We start from the raw sequence: 15,905 nt of genomic DNA, 5'->3' as shown, positions 1-15,905 counted from the left end.
CCGGTCTCCCTGGAATCACCATTTCGCAGGGTTGCGGTCGGCGCATCGTCCGCAGGGGGGACGCCGAATTCACCCCTGCGTCGCAGTTCGCCCCACCTTGCTACGCCTCCCGTGTCAGAGCCCGTGTCAGGCGCCGCGCTCCCGCGCCACCTGGGCGCGGACTTCAGGCACGACCTCCTCGGCGAATCGCCTGATCTGGGTCTCCGGGTCGCCCTCCGCCCAGAGGATGAAGGTGTCCATCCCGGAGCCGACGGCGAGATCGGTGAGCTCGTCCGTCCACTGGGACACCGGACCGCGCAGGAACCCCTCGGACGCCCCGTCGGTGATCGTCCCGTTGACGTTGTAGAGCCTGCGGATCTCCGCCGGGTCGCGTCCGGCGGACACGGCGGCCTCGTCGATGCGCGCGTGCAGCTCCGGCAGCCGCTCCGGCGGCGCCCACGGCGTCGACGGGAGCCAGCCGTCGGCGGCCCGTCCCGTCAGCGCCAGACCGCGCGGGCCGCCGACGCCGAGCCACAGCTCCATCCGATGCGCCGGGACCGGCCCGGCCTTGGCGCCCTTCAACCGGTAGTGGTCGCCGTCGAAACGGAGGTTCCGCTCCCCGCTCCAGACCTCCCGGACGACGGTCACGGCCTCCTCCAGCGCGTCCGCCGCCTCCCGGCCCGTCCGGCGCGGGCCGCCGAACGCCTCGATCGCCTCCCAGAAGGCGCCCGCGCCGAGACCCAGTTCGGCGCGTCCGCCGCTCAGGACGTCCAGGCTCGCGGCGGCCTTGGCCAGCACCGCCGGTGGCCGCAGCGGAAGGCTCGCGACATCGGGGAACACCCGGACCCGCGTGGTGACGGCGGCGATCATGCTGAGCAGCGTCCAGGTGTCGACGTACCGGCGCTGGTAGGGATGATCCTGGACGCCGATCAGGTCCAGCCCCACCCGGTCGGCGGCACGGGCCGTGTCCAGAAGCGGATCGTCCGCGTTGGGGACGAGGAAGTACCCGAACTCCAGTGGCCTGCCATAGTCGCTCATGTCGCCCAGAACCCCGGGCGACCACGCTCTGTTCCCGGTGAGAGCGCCTGGTCACGCACCTCGGGAAACACGACCGCCCCGCGAGCCGCCGGTAGCATCCCGGGCAATGCACCGGACACGCACGCGGCTCTCCGACGGCCGCGAGATCGTCTACTACGACGAGACACCGGGCCGGGTGCCCGTCGCCGACCCGCGACGCCTCGCGCGGGTCGAGCCGGTGTCCGAGATCCGCCGCGACCCGCTCACCGGCGACCATGTCACGATCACGGCGCATCGCAACGCCCGGACGTTCCTGCCGCCCGCCGACCGGTGCCCGCTGTGCCCGGGAGGTCCCGCCTCGGAGATCCCGGACCCGTCCTACGACGTCGTGGTCTTCGAGAACCGGTTCCCGTCCTTCGCGGGCGACGGGCGCTGCGAGGTCGTGTGCTTCACCGACGACCACTCCACGTCCATGGCGGACCTCCCCGTCACCCGCTTCCGGACGGTCGTCGACGCCTGGGCCGACCGGACCGCCGAACTGTCCGCGCTCCCGGGCGTCGCGCAGGTCTTCGTGTTCGAGAACCGCGGCGTCGAGATCGGCGTGACCCTGCACCACCCCCACGGACAGATCTACGCGTATCCGTTCGTCCCACCCCGGACCGAACGGGTGCTCGCGCGGGCCGCCGCCCGCCCCGGGCTGTTCGGCGACGTGCTGGAGGCCGAACTCGCCGGGCCCCGCGTCGTCCTGTCCGGCGAGCACTGGACGGGGTACGTGCCCGCCGCCGCCCGCTGGCCCGTCGAGGTGCACCTGACGCCGCACCGCCACGTCCCCGACCTCCCGGCCCTCGACGACGCCGAACGCGATGAGCTGGCCGCCCTCCACCGCGACCTGCTCCGCCGCTGCGACGCCCTCTACGGCGCGCCGCTCCCGTACGTGGCGGGCTGGCACCAGGCGCCCGTGGGCGAGGGACGCGACCTCGTCCGCCTCCAGCTCCAGCTCTTCTCCGTCCGCCGCGCCCCCGACAAGCTCAAATATCTGGCGGGATCGGAGTCCGGCATGGGCGCCTGGCTCAACGACGTTCCGCCCGAGGACGCGGCCGCGCGTCTCCGCGAGGTCGTGCTCTAATCACGTCCCGGTCTGGTTTTCCTGACTCCATGGAACGATCTGAGTCGCGTGGCCTAACCTCCGACGCATGCCGGAAAGCGTGCAGGCCTCCCCGCTCGCGGAAGGGGCGTTCGACGGCGTCGCCGCCACCTCCGAAGGGCCGCCGCTGGCCTTCGCCTCCCGGACGTCCCACGGCGCGAACACGGGCCAGCTGTGGGATCTGACGTCCGGCGCCGTGCACGGCCCGCCGATCCCCGGCTTCCCCGCCGGACGCGCCGAGTGGACGTTCGGCGTCCCCGCGGCCTCGCCGATCGTGGCGTGGACGCACCGTGACCGCGTCCACGTCCACGACCTCGGCACGGGCGGGGAACTGGTCGTGGACGGCCAACCCGACCTGCTCGGCCTCGCCGCCCACTCCGGCCGCGGCGCGGTCGTCGCGGTCTTCGGCCCCGCGTGCGACGCCGAGGTCGTCGTCTGGGACGCCGCGACCGGCGACCGGCTGGCCGAGTTCACCCTCTGGCTCGGGCACCACACGGACATCGACCGGTCGATGCTGCACGCCACCCCCGCGTCCGGCCCGGTCGTCGCGCTGACCGGCGGCGCCGACGTGCTCGTCCTGGACGTGGAACGCGGCGGGGACGCGGTCACGGCCGTCCCGTCCGGCCGCGCCGTGATGGCGCCGTCGCCGCACGGCCTCGTCCTCGTCGAGGTCGCCGAGCGCGCCCTGCGCGTCCGGGGCGTGGACGGCGACGGTCTCGCCGTCCTCACCGTCCCCGAGCCCTGCGGGCCGGTCGCGGCCTCCGGCGCGGGCCCCCTGCTGGTCGCCGCCGCGCTCCGGGACGACCCCTGCGCGGTGCTGGCCTGGGACGCCGCGGAGCCCGACCCGTCCCACCGCGTCAAGGTCCCGGCACCGGTCCACGACCTGGCCCTCGCCCCGGACGGCACGCTCGTCGCCGCCACCGACGACGGGTTGTTCGCCGCCCGGCTGCGCTGACCGGCCCCGACCGTTCGACACCGTTCGGGAAAACGCTTTCTGGGTACGGTGACGCACGGGCGCGGATTCCGCGGAGCGGGACCACGCCGGCCGGCGGCGAGGGGGGCGGGGGATGACGGAACCGGGGGACGCGCACCGATCCGTGACGGCCGGGAGGGAGGGGGCCCGGGGCCGCGCGAACGTGAAGCTCCAGGACGTGGCGGAGGAGGCCGGGGTCTCGCTCGCCACCGCGTCCCGCGTCCTCAACGGGACCTCCCAGGTCCGGGCCGACCTGCGGGAGCGCGTGCTCGCGGCCGCCGCCGACCTCAGCTACACCCCGAACGCGCACGCGCAGGCGCTGGCCGGCTCGTCGAGCAAGTCCGTCGGCGTCGTCTGCCACGACGTCAGCGACCCCTACTTCGCCGCCATCGCCGACGGAGTGATGCGCACGGCCGCCGACCACGGCGTGCTCGTGATGCTCGCCAGCACGTTCCACGACCCCGCCCGCGAGGTCCAGTACGTGGCGATGCTGCGCGCCCAGCGGGCCCGCGCCATCCTGCTCATCGGCTCCGGTTACGAGGACCGCGACTGGGAGCGGTCGATGTGCGCCGAACTCGACCCCTACCAGCGCACCGGCGGCCGTGTCGCCGTGCTCAGCCGCCACCGCGGTCTCCGGGTCGACGCGGTCCTGCCGCAGAACCGGGAGGGCGCCGCCGCCCTCGCCCGCGCGATGCTCGACCTCGGGCACCGCGACTTCGGGGTGCTGACGGGCCCCCGCGCGCTCACGACGGCCTCCGACCGGCTCGGCGGCTTCGTCGACGCGCTCGCCGGCGCGGGCGTCCGGATCCCGCCGGGGCGCATCGTCGAGGCGCCCTTCACCCGTGCCGGCGGGTATGCCGCCGCGACCGAACTGGTGCGGCTCCAGCACCGTCCGACGTGCGTGTTCGCGGTGACCGACCTGATGGCGATCGGCGCGCTCGCCGCGTTCCGCGACAACGCCGTGTCCGTGCCCGGCGACGTCTCGCTGGCCGGTTTCGACGACATCCCGATCGTCCGCGACCTGACCCCGTCCCTCACCACCGTCGCGCTCCCGTTGGACGCGATGGGCGAACGCGTCATGGGCCTGGCGCTTCGCGAACCCGCCGCGCGCCGCAGCCGTGTCGAACGCGTCGCCGGCGAGGTCGTCCTGCGCGCCAGCACCGCCCCGCCCGCCGCGTGAAACGGCGGAACCCGTCCGGGGAGCCGGACGGGTTCGACATCTGTTCGGCCGTGGCCGTCAACGCGCGGCGGTCTCTCTCGCCTCGGTCTCCGTCGGACGCTCGGAGCCGGTGTCCGTCGGCGGCCGCTCCGGCCACGCGACGATCTTGGTACGACGAGGGTTCGCCAAGGGGTTGCTCATCGCTACTGCTGTCCTCCTGTAGGGCCGCCTGAGATGGAGAAGATGTTCCGATGACCGGCCCGTTTCCGCAAATGGGTCTAGACCTCATGCCGAACGGCCGCGGCCCGGCCGGAAAGCCGCTCGCCGGTGTCCGACCTTCCTGGCACGCTTTCCCCATGGACGTCGCCGAACTGCTCCGCCTCCAGAACGAGGGCACGCCCCTGAAGTTCCTGTTCTTCTGGGGTCACAGAAACATCGATCCGGGCTGCCTCAGCCAGTGGTGGCCGTCGCCCTTCACCGTGGACGGCGTCACCTACGCCACCGCCGAGCACTACATGATGGCCGAGAAGGCGCGTCTTTTCGGCGACGAGGACTCCGCCGCCGCCATCGTCGCCTCGTCCGATCCGAGCAAGGCGAAGAAGTTGGGCCGCCGCGTCCGGAACTTCGACGAGCGCGCCTGGCGGGACAACCGCTTCGCCATCGTCACGAAGGGCAATGTGGCCAAGTTCTCCCAGAACGACGAACTCCGCGACTATCTCCTCGGTACGAGCGACCGCGTTCTCGTGGAGGCGAGCCCGGTGGACCGCATCTGGGGCATCGGGCTGGCCGTCGACGACCCCCGCGCCGAGCAGGTGTCGGCCTGGCGGGGCCAGAACCTCCTCGGCTTCGCCCTGATGGCCGCCCGCGAGTCCCTCACCCCCTGACCGGGCGGAACGCCGAGGTGCCGAGGCCGGTGGGCCGCGGAACGCGCGGCGGCGTGCCGCGTTCGTCGTAGCGGGCGGACTCGCGGTGCCAGCGGAGGACTCCGGCGGTCCAGTCGCGGAGTTCGCCGACGTAGGCGGACAGGGCGGCGCGGGCGGGGCCGTCCAGCGCGAGCCGGTCGGCGAGGGCCGGGAGTTCGTGTTCGGTGAGCCGGTCGAACTGGTGGCGGCGGGACGTGATGAGGTCGTTCACGATGGACAGGGCCTCGTCACGGCCGCAGGCGAAGAAGTTCCGCACCGCGAGGACGCCGTTGTTGGGTTCGCCCTCGTCCTCGATCTCCTTGCGGTAGGAGAAGCAGTCGTTCAGGAGGCAGCCGACGTCCATCACGGAGGCCTCGATCTCGCGGAGGGTGCGGCTCTCGAAGGCCCGCGCGGGGATCTCGCGGGCGTGCTCGACTTTGGAGAGGGTCAGCGTCAGTTCGGGGGCGAAGGCGCGCCGGCGCATTTCGAGGTAGTCGACGGGGTCGGGGACGCGCGACTGGAGATGGTTGTTCAGTTCCCACAGTCGGCTTTCGGTCATGTGCTCGACGGCGGCGCGGAGTTCGTGACGGCCGTTGTCGTCCATGGGGGTGGCGGTGCGTGACCACAGATCGGCGAGGCCGGACTCGGCGGCGTTCTCGGGAGAGGGCGTGGTGCCGCAGTCCATGGGCATGAACGCGGGCAGGCGGGCGTGGAACCGTTTCGCCCCGGCCATGTCATGGTCGCGGTTGAAGACGGCGCGGAAGTAGTCGTCGACGAAGGCGCCCCAGGCCTGCCACCGCGTCACGAGGTCGAGTGCCTCGGGGTTCGCGTCGGGGGCGACGGACGCGGCGCAGACCTCGAACGCGAAACCGGTCACCCGCTCCGCGTCCCACACCGGCTCGGGATGGCGCGGTCGCGGGTCGAACATGCCCATGTCGCGGCACCAGGCGACGACGTTCTCCCCGGCGCGTTCGCGGTGCGGGTTGACGCGGACCGGGTACGGGACGTCGAAGTCCGGGAGCAACGTCGGACCCACCTTCTGGTACGGAACGTGCGGCAGGCTGATCCGGCCCGATCGGAGCAGTGCGGGCACCCGGGCGGCGGACATGCCCAGCGCCTTCTTGTTCATATAGCGGCTGGAGCGCGTGTGCCATTCGTGGCCCCCGGACTGCCAATCCTGGAGGGCCTTCACGTACAGGGTTGTCCGCAGGCGCTCGACCGGGTCGAGGGCGTGGTCCTCGAAGAGCTGCGGCAGCTCGGTCACGGCGGTGTTCTCGAACTGGCGAAGCCGGGACGTGAGCAGGTCGTTGACGGTGTCGGCGGCGGCCTGCGGGGCGATGCCCAGAAAGCGCTCCATCACCAGGACGAAATTGTTGATCTCTCCTTCCGCCTCGGTCTCGCGCTGGTAGGAGAAGATGTCGTTGCGCAGATGGACGCCGTCGGAGAACGTCTCCTTGAGGACGCGGAGCGGACGGGTCCGCACGACGCGTTCGGGGATCTCGACGTTCGCGGCGTGCTCCGCCAGGTCGGCCGACCAGGGCGCCCCGCCGACCCTGCGGCGCATCTCGATGTACTCGACCGGGTTCGGGACGCGCCCGGCGCTTATGTTGGACAGTTCCCACAGCGATTCGCGGAGCAGGTTCAAGGTGCTTTCGGAGAAGCGGCGACGCCAGGTGACCGATCGCGCCGGGACGGTCCGCGCCCACAGGTCGGTCAGCCCGCGCTCCACGGCGTTCGCCGGGTCCGGCGGGTCGAGCGTCATGAACGGGGGAAGCCGGTCGAGATACGCCTGTGCGCCCGCCTGGTCGTGATGCTTCTTGAAGACCTCAAGGAAGTGGTCGTCGAAGTAGAACACCCAGACGTACCAGTCGGTGATGAGGTCGAGTTCGGGGCCGTCGCAGTCGGGATGGGTGTAGGCGCACAGCAGCGCGTAGTCCATCGCTTCGAGCTGTGGCTCGTTCCAGATGTCGGGGGTGCCGGGGTCGCGGTGGTCGTCCAGCATCCTCATCTCGCGGGCCCACGCCATGGTGTGGGCCCGCGCCCGCTCCAGATGCGGGTTCAGCCGGGCCGGGTACGGGACGTAGAAGTCGGGCAGCTCGAACGGTTGCATCGACCGGCCTCTCTGTCGGGGGCCACGGAGTCCGTCGGGGCCTGGGGCCGATCGGCAACTTACAGCACCCACGAAGTTACCGATGGTGACACATTGCTCTCCGGAATCTCTCGCACGCTTTTGGGTAAAGCGTGGGCATGACGGAGTCGTACGAGCCCGCGGAGATCGACGACTCGCTGGAGCAGAACCTCCTGCTGGTCCGGCGGGTGATCGACGCCGCGCAGGAGGAGATGGCGGCCAAGGCGCGGCAGCGTCTGCCGGCGCTGCGGTTGGGGGTCGTGGCGGGGGCGTTCGGCGCCATGGCGGCGGCCGCCACGTACCGGATGAACGTGATCCTGCTGGAGAAGAAGCTGCCGCCGGAGCTGGCGTCGTTCGTCGCGGCGGCCGTGTACGGGAGCGGTGCCGGTGCCGCGGCGCTGGCCGCGTCCCGCAAGTGGAAGGGCCTGCCGGCGCCGCTGCCGAGCCAGACGGTGCGCCAGGTCCTGGAGACGCTCACCGACACCGACCGCTCCACCTGACGCATGGCGGGCGGCGGCGGGCCCGGGGAGGCGCGTGTCGGCGATCCGACCGATCTGACCGGCGTGCGCGCCGCCCGGCCCGAGGCGATCGCCGAGGCCGCGGCGGCCCGGGAGCGCCGGAACGGGCCGCCCGGCGGGTCGAGCCCGCTGCTGATCATCGCGGCGGACCAGCCCGCGCGGGGGACCCTCGGCGTCGGCGGCGACCTGACCGCGATGGCGGACCGGCGCGACCTGCTCGACCGGTTGTGCGTCGCGGTCGACCGGCCCGGCGTGGACGGCGTCATCGGCACCCCCGACGTCCTGGAGGACCTGATGCTGCTCGGCGTCCTGGACGGCCGTCTCGCGATCGGGTCGATGAACCGGGGCGGGCTCGCCGGGACGGTGTTCGAGGTCGACGACCGGTTCACCGCCTACGACGCCGACGCGATCGCCGCGTCCCGTCTCGACGGCGGCAAGATGCTCCTCCGCGTCGACGACACCGACCCGGCGACCGTCCGCACCCTGGAGGGCTGCGCGCGTGCGGTGTCGAGGCTGGCGTCGCATCGGCTGATGGCCGTGGTGGAGCCGTTCGTCGCGCACCGCGTCGACGGCCGCGTCCGGAACCTGGTGACGCCGGAGGCGATGATCCGCGCGGTGTCGGTCGCGTCCGGGCTCGGCGTCACGTCGGCGTACACGTGGCTGGCGGCACCGGTCGTGCCGGAGATGGAACGGGTGGTGGCGGCGACGACGCTGCCCGTGCTGGTGCTCGGCGGCGACACCGGCGGCGAGCCGGGGGAGTGGCTGGACGGCTGGCGGCGCGCGCTGCGGATCCCGGGAGTGCGGGGGATCGTCGCGGGACGCGCGCTGCTGTATCCGCGGGACGGAGACGTGAGAAGCGCCGTCGACACGGCCGTCGAGGTGTTGTGATCGACAGGGCTTCCAGGGTAGGCCGGAACCATGAACAACGCGACCACCCCGGTACATGCCGACATCACCCTCGTCGTGAACGGCCAGGAACACCGGCTCAACGTCGACACGCGAGCGTCCCTCCTGGACGTGCTGCGCGAGACGTTGGGGTTGACCGGTTCGAAGAAGGGGTGCGACCACGGCCAGTGCGGCGCCTGCACCATCCTGATCGACGGACGCCGCGCCAACGGCTGCCTCGCGCTGGCCGTCGCGCATGACGGCGCCGACATCGTCACCGTCGAAGGACTCGCGCAAGGCGACCAGCTCAGCCCGATCCAGCGGGCGTTCATCGAACAGGACGCGTTCCAGTGCGGGTACTGCACCCCCGGTCAGCTCTGCTCCGCGACGGGGATGCTCGACGAGGTCGCCCGAGGTTGGCCCAGCGTGGTGACCGATGACCTCGGCTCCGACCCCGTTCTGAACGACGACGAGATACGCGAACGGATGAGCGGCAACCTGTGCCGGTGCGGAGCGTACGTCGGCATCGTCGCCGCCGTGAAACAGGCGGCCCAGGACCGGGAGGCCGCCGAGGCATGAGGCCCTTCACTTACGAGCGCGCCACCAGCGCCGAGGACGCCCTGGCACGCCACGACCACGAGACGTACTACCTAGGTGGCGGCACCAACCTCGTCGATCTGATGCGGCTCGGCGTCGAGACACCGGCCAGGCTCGTCGACGTCGCGCACCTCCCGTACGACCAGATCCAGCTGACCCCGGACGGAGGGCTCGTCATCGGCGCGGCCGTGAGCAACAGCGCCCTCGCCGCGGACCGGGCGGTGCGCGAGGGACAGCCCATGTTGGCGCAGGCCGTCCTGGCGGGTGCGTCCGGGCAGATACGCAACCTCGCGACCGTCGGCGGCAACCTTCTGCAACGCACCCGCTGTTCCTACTTCCAGGACGCCGCCAAGCCGTGCAACAAACGGAACCCCGGCAGCGGATGCCCGGCGCGGGAGGGCGAGCATCACAACCTGGCGATCCTGGGGCACTCCACGGCGTGCGTGGCGACGCACCCGTCCGACATGGCGGTGGCCCTGGCGGCGCTGAACGCGTCGGTGCGCGTCCGGAACCGGGCCGGGGAGAGGACCATCCCCATGGACGAGTTCCACCGGCTCCCCGGCGCCGAGCCCGAACGCGACACCGTCCTCGAACCGGGCGACCTCGTCACGGCGGTCGAGGTTCCGCCGCTCGGCATGCCGTCCCGGTACCGCAAGGTCAGGGAACGGGCGTCGTTCGCGTTCGCGCTGGTGTCGATCGCGGCGGCGCTGGACGTGGACGACGGCGTGGTCCGGGACGTCCGGGTGGCGCTGGGCGGCGTGGCGCACAAGCCGTGGCGGGCCCGCCGCGCCGAAGCGGTCCTGCGCGGGTCGGCGGCGACGCGGGAGTCGTTCCTGCGCGCCGCCGAGGCCGAGCTGGAGGCCGCCGCCCCGCTGCGCGACAACGCCTACAAGGTGCCGCTCGCGCGCAACCTGATCGTCCGGACGCTGACGGAACTGGTGGAGGGGACGGCATGACCGAACGCCTGGAGAGCCGCGAGAAGGTCACGGGAGCGGCGCGGTACGCGTTCGAGTATCCCGTCGAGAACGTCGCGTACGCGGCGGCCGTACAGGCGAGCGTCGGACGCGGTGAGGTCGTCGCGGTGGACGCCGACTCCGTGCTGGCGCTTCCCGGCGTGCTCGCCGTCCTGTCCCACGAGAACGCGCCGAAGCTCCACGATCCGCCGGACGGCGAACTGGCCCTTTTCCAGTCCCGGACGGTCTCCTACCGTGGCCAGTTCGTCGCGGTCGTGGTCGGTGAGACGCTCGAAACAGCGCGGGAGGGGGCCCGTCGTCTCCGCGTCGAGTACGCGGCGGAGTCACCGGACGTGCGGCTGCGCACCGACCATCCCGACCTCTACAAGCCCGACAAGGTGAACCCCACCTTCCCGGCCGACACCGAGCAGGGCGAACCCGAGGACGCGTACGGGTGTTCGGCCGTGCGCGTGGACGTCACCTACACGACGCCCGCCGAGCACAACAATCCGATGGAGCCGCACACCACGCTCGCCCAGTGGAACGACGACGGCCTCACGCTGTACGACTCGACGCAGGGCGCGTCGTCCGTGCAGAACATCATCGCCCGGGTGTTCGGCCTTGACCGGACGCAGGTACGGGTCGTGTCACCGCACGTCGGTGGCGGGTTCGGTTCCAAGGGGTCCCCTCGGCCGAACGTCGTCATTGCCGCGATGGCCGCCCGCGCCGTGGGACGTCCCGTCAAGTTCGCGGTTCCACGCCAGCAGATGTACGCGACGACGGGTTACCGGACACCGACGATCCAGCGCTTCCGCGTCGGCGCGGACTCCGACGGGCGCCTGAACGCCGTCCTGCACGACGTGGTGGAGCAGACGTCCACCGTCAAGGAGTTCGCCGAGCAGACCGCGACGCCGACCCGCGTCATGTACCAGGCGCCGCACCGGCGCACGTCGCACCGGCTGGTCGCCCTGGACGTCCCGACTCCGTCGTGGATGCGCGCCCCGGGCGAGACGCCCGGCATGTACGCGCTGGAGTCCGTCATGGACGAGCTCGCCGTCGCCACCGGCGTCGACCCGATCGAGCTGCGCATCCGCAACGAGCCCGACCGGGACCCGGAGAACGGGCTGCCGTTCAGCTCCCGCAACCTGGTCGCGTGCCTCCAGGAGGGAGCCGAGCGCTTCGGCTGGGCCGGGCGAGACCCCGCGCCCCGGGCCCGCCGGGAGGGCCGCAAGCTCGTCGGCATGGGCGTCGCCGCGTCCACGTATCCCGCCTACATGGCCCCCAACCGGGCGACGGCCCGCGCGGAGCCGGACGGGACGTTCACGATCCGGATCGCGGCCGCCGACATCGGCACCGGCGCCCGCACCACCCTCGCCCTGATCGCCGCGGAGACGTTGAAGGCCGACCTCGGTGACGTGCGGGTCGAGATCGGCGACAGTTCGCTGCCGAAGGCGACCGTCGCGGGCGGCTCGTCCGGGACGGCCGGCTGGGGCACGGCGGTCGTCCGCGCGTGCGAGGCGTTGCGCGCCGAGTTGAACGGCGGGCTCCCGGCGGAGGGGCTGGAGGTGTCCGCCGACACGACCGAGGAGGTGAAGGCGCGGGAGGCGTTCTCCCGGCACGCGTTCGGCGCGCAGTTCGCCGAGGTGGAGGTGGACGCCGACACGGGCGAGGTCCGGGTCCGCCGGATGCTCGGCGTCTTCGCCGCCGGGCGGATCATCAACCCGGTGACGGCCCGGTCCCAGTTCATCGGCGGCATGACGATGGGGATCGGCATGGCGCTGATGGAGGAGAGCGTCATGGACCGGGAGTTCGGCGACTACCTCAACCGGGACCTGGCCCAGTACCACGTCCCGTCGTGCGCCGACGTCCGCGACGTCGACGCGGTCTGGGTGGAGGAGTCGGACCCGCACCTGAACCCGATGGGCGCCAAGGGCATCGGCGAGATCGGCATCGTCGGGGCCGCCGCGGCGGTCGGCAACGCCGTCCATCACGCGACGGGCGTCCGCGTGCGGAGCCTGCCGATCACCCCGGCGACACTCGTCCCGCGCCTCTGAGGGCTTTTCGGCCCGGCGGCGACCGGATGTCGCCCGCGGATGAGAACCTTGCCTGGACGGGACCGCCCAGGGCAGCGGCGCCCCCGGGGCCGAGGTGAGGAGCGGATGACGGTCTGGCGTACCACCGGCGACGAGGACGGCCTGGAACCGGGTGACCGGGTGTCTCCCGGTCGCGGGCCGCGCTACGACGTCGTCGAACTCGACACGCCGCTGCTGCGCGTCGTGGCCACGGCGACCGCGCCGCGGTTGCTGATGAGCGGTGAGGTCGACGTGTCGAACGCGCGGGAGGTGACCCGCGCGCTCGGCGCCGCCCGGGACCGCGCGCCCGGCGACGTCCATGTCGACCTGGCCGCCGTCGAGTTCGTCGACGTCGCGGGGTTACGTGCCTTCACGCTCGCGGCCTGCGGGCTGCACGAGGGCGACCGGCCGCTCGTCCTGCACGCCGTTGCCCCGCACATCGAGAGGCTGTTCGAGCTGATCGGGTGGTGCGCGGCCCCCGGCCTGGAGATCCACTGCCGGCCCGCCGGACGGTAAACCCGACGCCATGCGCGTCCGCGCGTTCGGTAAACGAACCCAACGGTGCCCGATATGTCGTTTGGTATCCGTTCTGATCCTGTTTGACCCATCAAGGCACGGTTAGGAGGGGGGTACGGCTCTCCGAATTGCAAAGGGGGATCTCATGGCAAGGCGTAGAGAGCGTGCGGAACCGCCGATGTCCAGCGGGCGGACCGCTGCGACGCCGGCCGAGGGCGCCGCGAGCGCGGCCCCGGGCAGGGGCGCCGATGTCCCCGGTGAGCACGCGCTTTGGGAGCAACGGACACGCATTTCCCTGCAGCCGGTCGCGGCGCCGTCCATCCTCGGACTGTTCGGCCTCGCGACCGCGACCATGATGGTCGGCGCCTGGCAGGCGGACTGGTACGGCACGGCCCTGACACCACTGGCCCTGTGGCCGCTCGTCCTGGTGCTCGGCGGCATCGCCCAGCTCCTGGCGGGGATGTGGGCCTACCGGGCCCGTGACGGGCTCGCCACCGCCGTGCACGGCGCCTGGGGCGCGTTCTGGGTCGGCTGGGGCCTGCTGTTCATGCTGGTGAGCGTGGGCGCCTATCCGGCGGCGCTGGCCCCGACGCTCGGTGCCGCCAACGAGGGCTTCGCGTTCTGGTGGATCGCCATGGCGGTCATCAGCGGGCTGGCCGCGCTGGCCGCGCTCGGCGTGAACCTCGCCATGGCGCTGCTGCTGGCGTGCCTGGCCACGGGCGCGGGCTTCACCGCCGCTGGCTTCTGGGCCCCGTCCAACTGGAGCCTGGACGTCGGCGGCTGGCTGTTCGTCGCGGCCGCCGTCCTGGCGCTGTTCGCGGCCGCCGCGATGATGATGGAACACACCTTCGGGCGCACGATCCTGCCGACCGGCCGGATGCGCTCCGGGGGCAACATCCCCGGGGGCCGCGGGATGCGACCGCTGGAGTACCGGCACGGCGAACCCGGCGTGAAGATCGGCCAGTGAAGATCGATCTGATCGGCGTTTCGCCTTGACATTCCCGTTGCCTTATCCTGGGCCGATCGCAAGCAGTGACCTCGGAGAGGGAGCGGGAATGTCATCGGCGGTCCGGCGGACGTGGCGGCGCCTCGTCCAGACCTACCACCAGCTGTGCGCGCGGGACGACGCCGCCGCGCACGGCTTCACCGTGCCCACCGGGGTCTGGTCGTGCGTGCGTTGCCACCAGGCCCACCTGGAACTGGCCACGCTCCACCACCACCTCCGCACCGAGCACTGGTGAACGCTCCCGGCGAGCGGAACCGGGCGGATCGCCAAGCGATGTCGCGTTCGCTCCCGGGAACGGTCACGTAGCGAGCCGCCAGGCGAGCGCAGTGGGCCGGGCCTGTGATGAATTCAGCCCCAGCCCCAGCGGTCGCCCACCCCCCACGGGTCGGGGGCGATCGGCCCGTCGGGCTCGCCGACGCCGAACCGGCTGCGGAAGAACACCATGGGACGCCGCCAGACGCCGTCCCGCGTGTCATGCCGCTCGACGCCGAGAACCCGTCCGATCACGACATCGTGATCCCCGGCCCGGTGCACGTCGTGGACGACGGCGTGCACGCCCAGCAGGACGTCCGGGAGAACCGGGGTGCCCCACGGGGACGCCTCCCAGTCCAGGCCCTCGAACTTCGCGCCGCGCCTCGACCCGAACCGTTCGCACAGGTCCCGCTGCTCCTCGGCCAGCACGTTCACGCAGAAACGTCCCGCCGCCCGGATCCGCGGCCACGAACGGCCACGGTGGTCGACACAGAACAGGATCAGCGGAGGCTCCAGGGACACCGAGGCGAACGACTGGCAGGCGAAGCCCACCGGCTCCCCGCGGTCGAGCGCCGTGATCACGGTGACGCCCGTGGCGAACTCCGCCATGGCCTTCCGGAACTCCACCGGATCTAGGGCCTCGCCGGGCGTGGCCCCGGCACCGTCGGTGAGCGCTGGCTCGGCTGACATCTGTTCCCCTCGGGGCTGATAGCGGATCGCCCTTCCTTTCTAACAAGCGACGCCGAGGCCGCGTCAGTCAAGGGGTGCCGCGTTCCTCCGGCCCGGGAACCTGCGGCGGCGGGCTAGGCGGAGCCCTGGACGGCCAGGACGACCTTGCCGCGGCCATGGCCGGTGGCGACCTCGCGGTGCGCGTCCGCGGCCCGCTCCAGCGGGAACACCCCGCGCACGTGGATTTTCAGGCGTCCCTCGTCATACAGACGCGCCGCGTCCGCCACCCTGGACGCCGACCTTTTGTCGGGCGTGATCCGCACGCCGAACTCCGCCGCGCGTTCGTGCTCGACCATCGTGATGATGCGGTTCCTGTCCTCGACCAGCTTGAGGGACACGGCCAGCGCGTCCCCGCCGGCGCCGTCGAGCGCGGCGTCGACCCCGTTCGGCGCGGCGGCCCGGACGCGCTCTTCGAGGCCGTCGCCGTAGGCGACGGGAATCGCGCCGATCGACCGAAGGTAGGCGTGGTTGGGCTCGCTCGCCGTGCCGACGACCGTGGCCCCGGCGGCGCGGGCGAGTTGCACGGCGACGGTTCCGACCGCGCCCGCCGCCGCGTGCACCAGCAGCGTGTCACCCGGGCCGACCGCCATCTCCTCCAGCGCGATGTGCGGCGTCATCACCGCGGCGGGAAAGCCGCCCGCCACCTCCCATCCCATGCTCGCGGGCTTGCGCACCAGCACCGTTTCCGGGACGACGACGTACTCGGCGTAGGCGTTGAGGCGGCAGTTGCCGAGCACCTCCTCGCCCGGCGACAGGGCGGTGACCCCGTCGCCGACCTTGTCGACCACGCCCGCGAACTCGTTGCCCGGCACGCGGGGGAACCCCTCCGGTGTCCCCGGCGGCGACCATCCCGCCCGGACGGCCAGGTCGAACGGCTGCACCCCGGCCGTCCGCACCCGCACGAGCACCTCCCCGGGCCCGGCCTCCGGGATAGGGACGTCCAGGACCCTCAGGACCTCGGGTCCGCCCGGCTCGGTGAATCCCGCGACTCGCATTTCGGTGTCCTCCTCCGACCTCGGTCGTTCAGGACGCTAAGACCTCAAGTAATGTCGAGGTCAAGCCGGTCGGAGAGGGA

General features: G+C 72.2%; 16 protein-coding genes. 12 read left to right on the top strand and 4 right to left on the bottom strand.

Annotation, left to right across the window (positions count from 1 at the left end):
* Positions 1 to 126 precede the first annotated feature (126 nt).
* Positions 127 to 1,017 carry an LLM class flavin-dependent oxidoreductase gene (locus tag D0T12_RS29200; protein ID WP_117403604.1) on the bottom strand — a complete coding sequence of 297 codons (891 nt, stop codon included), beginning with the start codon at positions 1,015 to 1,017 and terminating at the stop codon, positions 127 to 129.
* Positions 1,018 to 1,123: 106 nt separating this feature from the next.
* On the opposite strand from D0T12_RS29200, the gene galT reads away from it, so the two are divergent.
* The 4 genes from galT to D0T12_RS29180 all read left to right on the top strand — a co-directional run bounded on the left by galT (position 1,124) and on the right by D0T12_RS29180 (position 5,156).
* Positions 1,124 to 2,122, top strand: coding sequence for a galactose-1-phosphate uridylyltransferase (gene galT, locus D0T12_RS29195; protein ID WP_117403602.1), 999 nt, complete (start codon positions 1,124 to 1,126; stop codon positions 2,120 to 2,122).
* Between the two features lie 67 nt (positions 2,123 to 2,189).
* Entirely contained in the window at positions 2,190 to 3,095 is a 906-nt protein-coding gene (locus D0T12_RS29190) for a WD40 repeat domain-containing protein (protein ID WP_117403600.1), read from the top strand.
* A gap of 112 nt (positions 3,096 to 3,207) precedes the next feature.
* Entirely contained in the window at positions 3,208 to 4,293 is a 1,086-nt protein-coding gene (locus tag D0T12_RS29185; RefSeq protein WP_117403598.1) for a LacI family DNA-binding transcriptional regulator, read from the top strand.
* Positions 4,294 to 4,628: 335 nt separating this feature from the next.
* Positions 4,629 to 5,156, top strand: a complete 528-nt coding sequence (locus tag D0T12_RS29180; RefSeq protein ID WP_199487771.1) for an NADAR family protein — start codon at positions 4,629 to 4,631, stop codon at positions 5,154 to 5,156.
* Here D0T12_RS29180 and D0T12_RS29175 read toward each other — a convergent pair.
* Positions 5,146 to 7,284, bottom strand: a complete 2,139-nt coding sequence (locus D0T12_RS29175) for a terpene synthase family protein (RefSeq protein WP_117403594.1) — start codon at positions 7,282 to 7,284, stop codon at positions 5,146 to 5,148. The two genes, D0T12_RS29180 and D0T12_RS29175, sit on opposite strands and share 11 nt — an antisense overlap.
* Positions 7,285 to 7,421: 137 nt before the next feature.
* Here D0T12_RS29175 and D0T12_RS29170 point away from each other — a divergent pair, with 137 nt between their 5' ends.
* The 8 genes from D0T12_RS29170 (at position 7,422) to D0T12_RS29135 (ending at position 14,084) form a co-directional block, all read left to right on the top strand.
* Positions 7,422 to 7,802: a phage holin family protein gene (locus D0T12_RS29170; RefSeq protein WP_117403593.1), complete on the top strand. Its 381-nt coding sequence runs from the start codon at positions 7,422 to 7,424 to the stop codon at positions 7,800 to 7,802.
* A gap of 3 nt (positions 7,803 to 7,805) precedes the next feature.
* The gene (locus D0T12_RS29165; RefSeq protein WP_233526346.1) at positions 7,806 to 8,708 is read left to right on the top strand and encodes a Cgl0159 family (beta/alpha)8-fold protein; all 903 of its coding nucleotides are present in this window, start codon (positions 7,806 to 7,808) and stop codon (positions 8,706 to 8,708) included.
* Positions 8,709 to 8,738: 30 nt separating this feature from the next.
* Positions 8,739 to 9,284, top strand: coding sequence for a 2Fe-2S iron-sulfur cluster-binding protein (locus D0T12_RS29160; RefSeq protein WP_117403591.1), 546 nt, complete (start codon positions 8,739 to 8,741; stop codon positions 9,282 to 9,284).
* Positions 9,281 to 10,258 (top strand): FAD binding domain-containing protein, encoded by a 978-nt coding sequence (locus tag D0T12_RS29155; protein WP_117403589.1) that lies wholly within the window; start codon positions 9,281 to 9,283, stop codon positions 10,256 to 10,258. The genes D0T12_RS29160 and D0T12_RS29155 overlap by 4 nt, the downstream gene beginning before the upstream one ends.
* On the top strand, positions 10,255 to 12,309 hold the full coding sequence (locus tag D0T12_RS29150) for a xanthine dehydrogenase family protein molybdopterin-binding subunit (RefSeq protein ID WP_117403587.1): 2,055 nt from the start codon (positions 10,255 to 10,257) through the stop codon (positions 12,307 to 12,309). Before D0T12_RS29155 ends, D0T12_RS29150 begins: the two co-directional genes overlap by 4 nt.
* 105 nt (positions 12,310 to 12,414) lie before the next feature.
* Positions 12,415 to 12,843, top strand: coding sequence for an STAS domain-containing protein (locus D0T12_RS29145; RefSeq protein WP_158581670.1), 429 nt, complete (start codon positions 12,415 to 12,417; stop codon positions 12,841 to 12,843).
* Between the two features lie 145 nt (positions 12,844 to 12,988).
* Positions 12,989 to 13,810 carry an acetate uptake transporter family protein gene (locus tag D0T12_RS29140; protein ID WP_117403583.1) on the top strand — a complete coding sequence of 274 codons (822 nt, stop codon included), beginning with the start codon at positions 12,989 to 12,991 and terminating at the stop codon, positions 13,808 to 13,810.
* A gap of 88 nt (positions 13,811 to 13,898) precedes the next feature.
* Positions 13,899 to 14,084 carry a hypothetical protein gene (locus D0T12_RS29135; RefSeq protein ID WP_117403582.1) on the top strand — a complete coding sequence of 62 codons (186 nt, stop codon included), beginning with the start codon at positions 13,899 to 13,901 and terminating at the stop codon, positions 14,082 to 14,084.
* 113 nt (positions 14,085 to 14,197) lie between these two features.
* Here the strand turns inward: D0T12_RS29135 and D0T12_RS29130 are convergent, their stop codons facing one another.
* On the bottom strand, positions 14,198 to 14,791 hold the full coding sequence (locus D0T12_RS29130; RefSeq protein ID WP_117403580.1) for a flavin reductase family protein: 594 nt from the start codon (positions 14,789 to 14,791) through the stop codon (positions 14,198 to 14,200).
* 113 nt (positions 14,792 to 14,904) lie between these two features.
* Positions 14,905 to 15,825 (bottom strand): NADP-dependent oxidoreductase, encoded by a 921-nt coding sequence (locus tag D0T12_RS29125; protein WP_117403578.1) that lies wholly within the window; start codon positions 15,823 to 15,825, stop codon positions 14,905 to 14,907.
* Positions 15,826 to 15,905: the final 80 nt, after the last annotated feature.

The organism is Actinomadura spongiicola (assembly GCF_003432485.1).
Lineage (GTDB): Bacteria > Actinomycetota > Actinomycetes > Streptosporangiales > Streptosporangiaceae > Spirillospora > Spirillospora spongiicola.
The sequence above is the reverse complement of the archived record's forward strand: the minus strand, read 5'-3'. Positions and strand labels throughout refer to the sequence as shown.

Coding starts and splice junctions, on each gene's coding strand:
- D0T12_RS29200 (WP_117403604.1), bottom strand. CDS start 1,017: ATGAGCGACTATGGCAGGCCACTGGAGTTCGGGTACTTCCTCGTCCCC.
- galT (WP_117403602.1), top strand. CDS start 1,124: ATGCACCGGACACGCACGCGGCTCTCCGACGGCCGCGAGATCGTCTAC.
- D0T12_RS29190 (WP_117403600.1), top strand. CDS start 2,190: ATGCCGGAAAGCGTGCAGGCCTCCCCGCTCGCGGAAGGGGCGTTCGAC.
- D0T12_RS29185 (WP_117403598.1), top strand. CDS start 3,208: ATGACGGAACCGGGGGACGCGCACCGATCCGTGACGGCCGGGAGGGAG.
- D0T12_RS29180 (WP_199487771.1), top strand. CDS start 4,629: ATGGACGTCGCCGAACTGCTCCGCCTCCAGAACGAGGGCACGCCCCTG.
- D0T12_RS29175 (WP_117403594.1), bottom strand. CDS start 7,284: ATGCAACCGTTCGAGCTGCCCGACTTCTACGTCCCGTACCCGGCCCGG.
- D0T12_RS29170 (WP_117403593.1), top strand. CDS start 7,422: ATGACGGAGTCGTACGAGCCCGCGGAGATCGACGACTCGCTGGAGCAG.
- D0T12_RS29165 (WP_233526346.1), top strand. CDS start 7,806: ATGGCGGGCGGCGGCGGGCCCGGGGAGGCGCGTGTCGGCGATCCGACC.
- D0T12_RS29160 (WP_117403591.1), top strand. CDS start 8,739: ATGAACAACGCGACCACCCCGGTACATGCCGACATCACCCTCGTCGTG.
- D0T12_RS29155 (WP_117403589.1), top strand. CDS start 9,281: ATGAGGCCCTTCACTTACGAGCGCGCCACCAGCGCCGAGGACGCCCTG.
- D0T12_RS29150 (WP_117403587.1), top strand. CDS start 10,255: ATGACCGAACGCCTGGAGAGCCGCGAGAAGGTCACGGGAGCGGCGCGG.
- D0T12_RS29145 (WP_158581670.1), top strand. CDS start 12,415: ATGACGGTCTGGCGTACCACCGGCGACGAGGACGGCCTGGAACCGGGT.
- D0T12_RS29140 (WP_117403583.1), top strand. CDS start 12,989: ATGGCAAGGCGTAGAGAGCGTGCGGAACCGCCGATGTCCAGCGGGCGG.
- D0T12_RS29135 (WP_117403582.1), top strand. CDS start 13,899: ATGTCATCGGCGGTCCGGCGGACGTGGCGGCGCCTCGTCCAGACCTAC.
- D0T12_RS29130 (WP_117403580.1), bottom strand. CDS start 14,791: ATGTCAGCCGAGCCAGCGCTCACCGACGGTGCCGGGGCCACGCCCGGC.
- D0T12_RS29125 (WP_117403578.1), bottom strand. CDS start 15,825: ATGCGAGTCGCGGGATTCACCGAGCCGGGCGGACCCGAGGTCCTGAGG.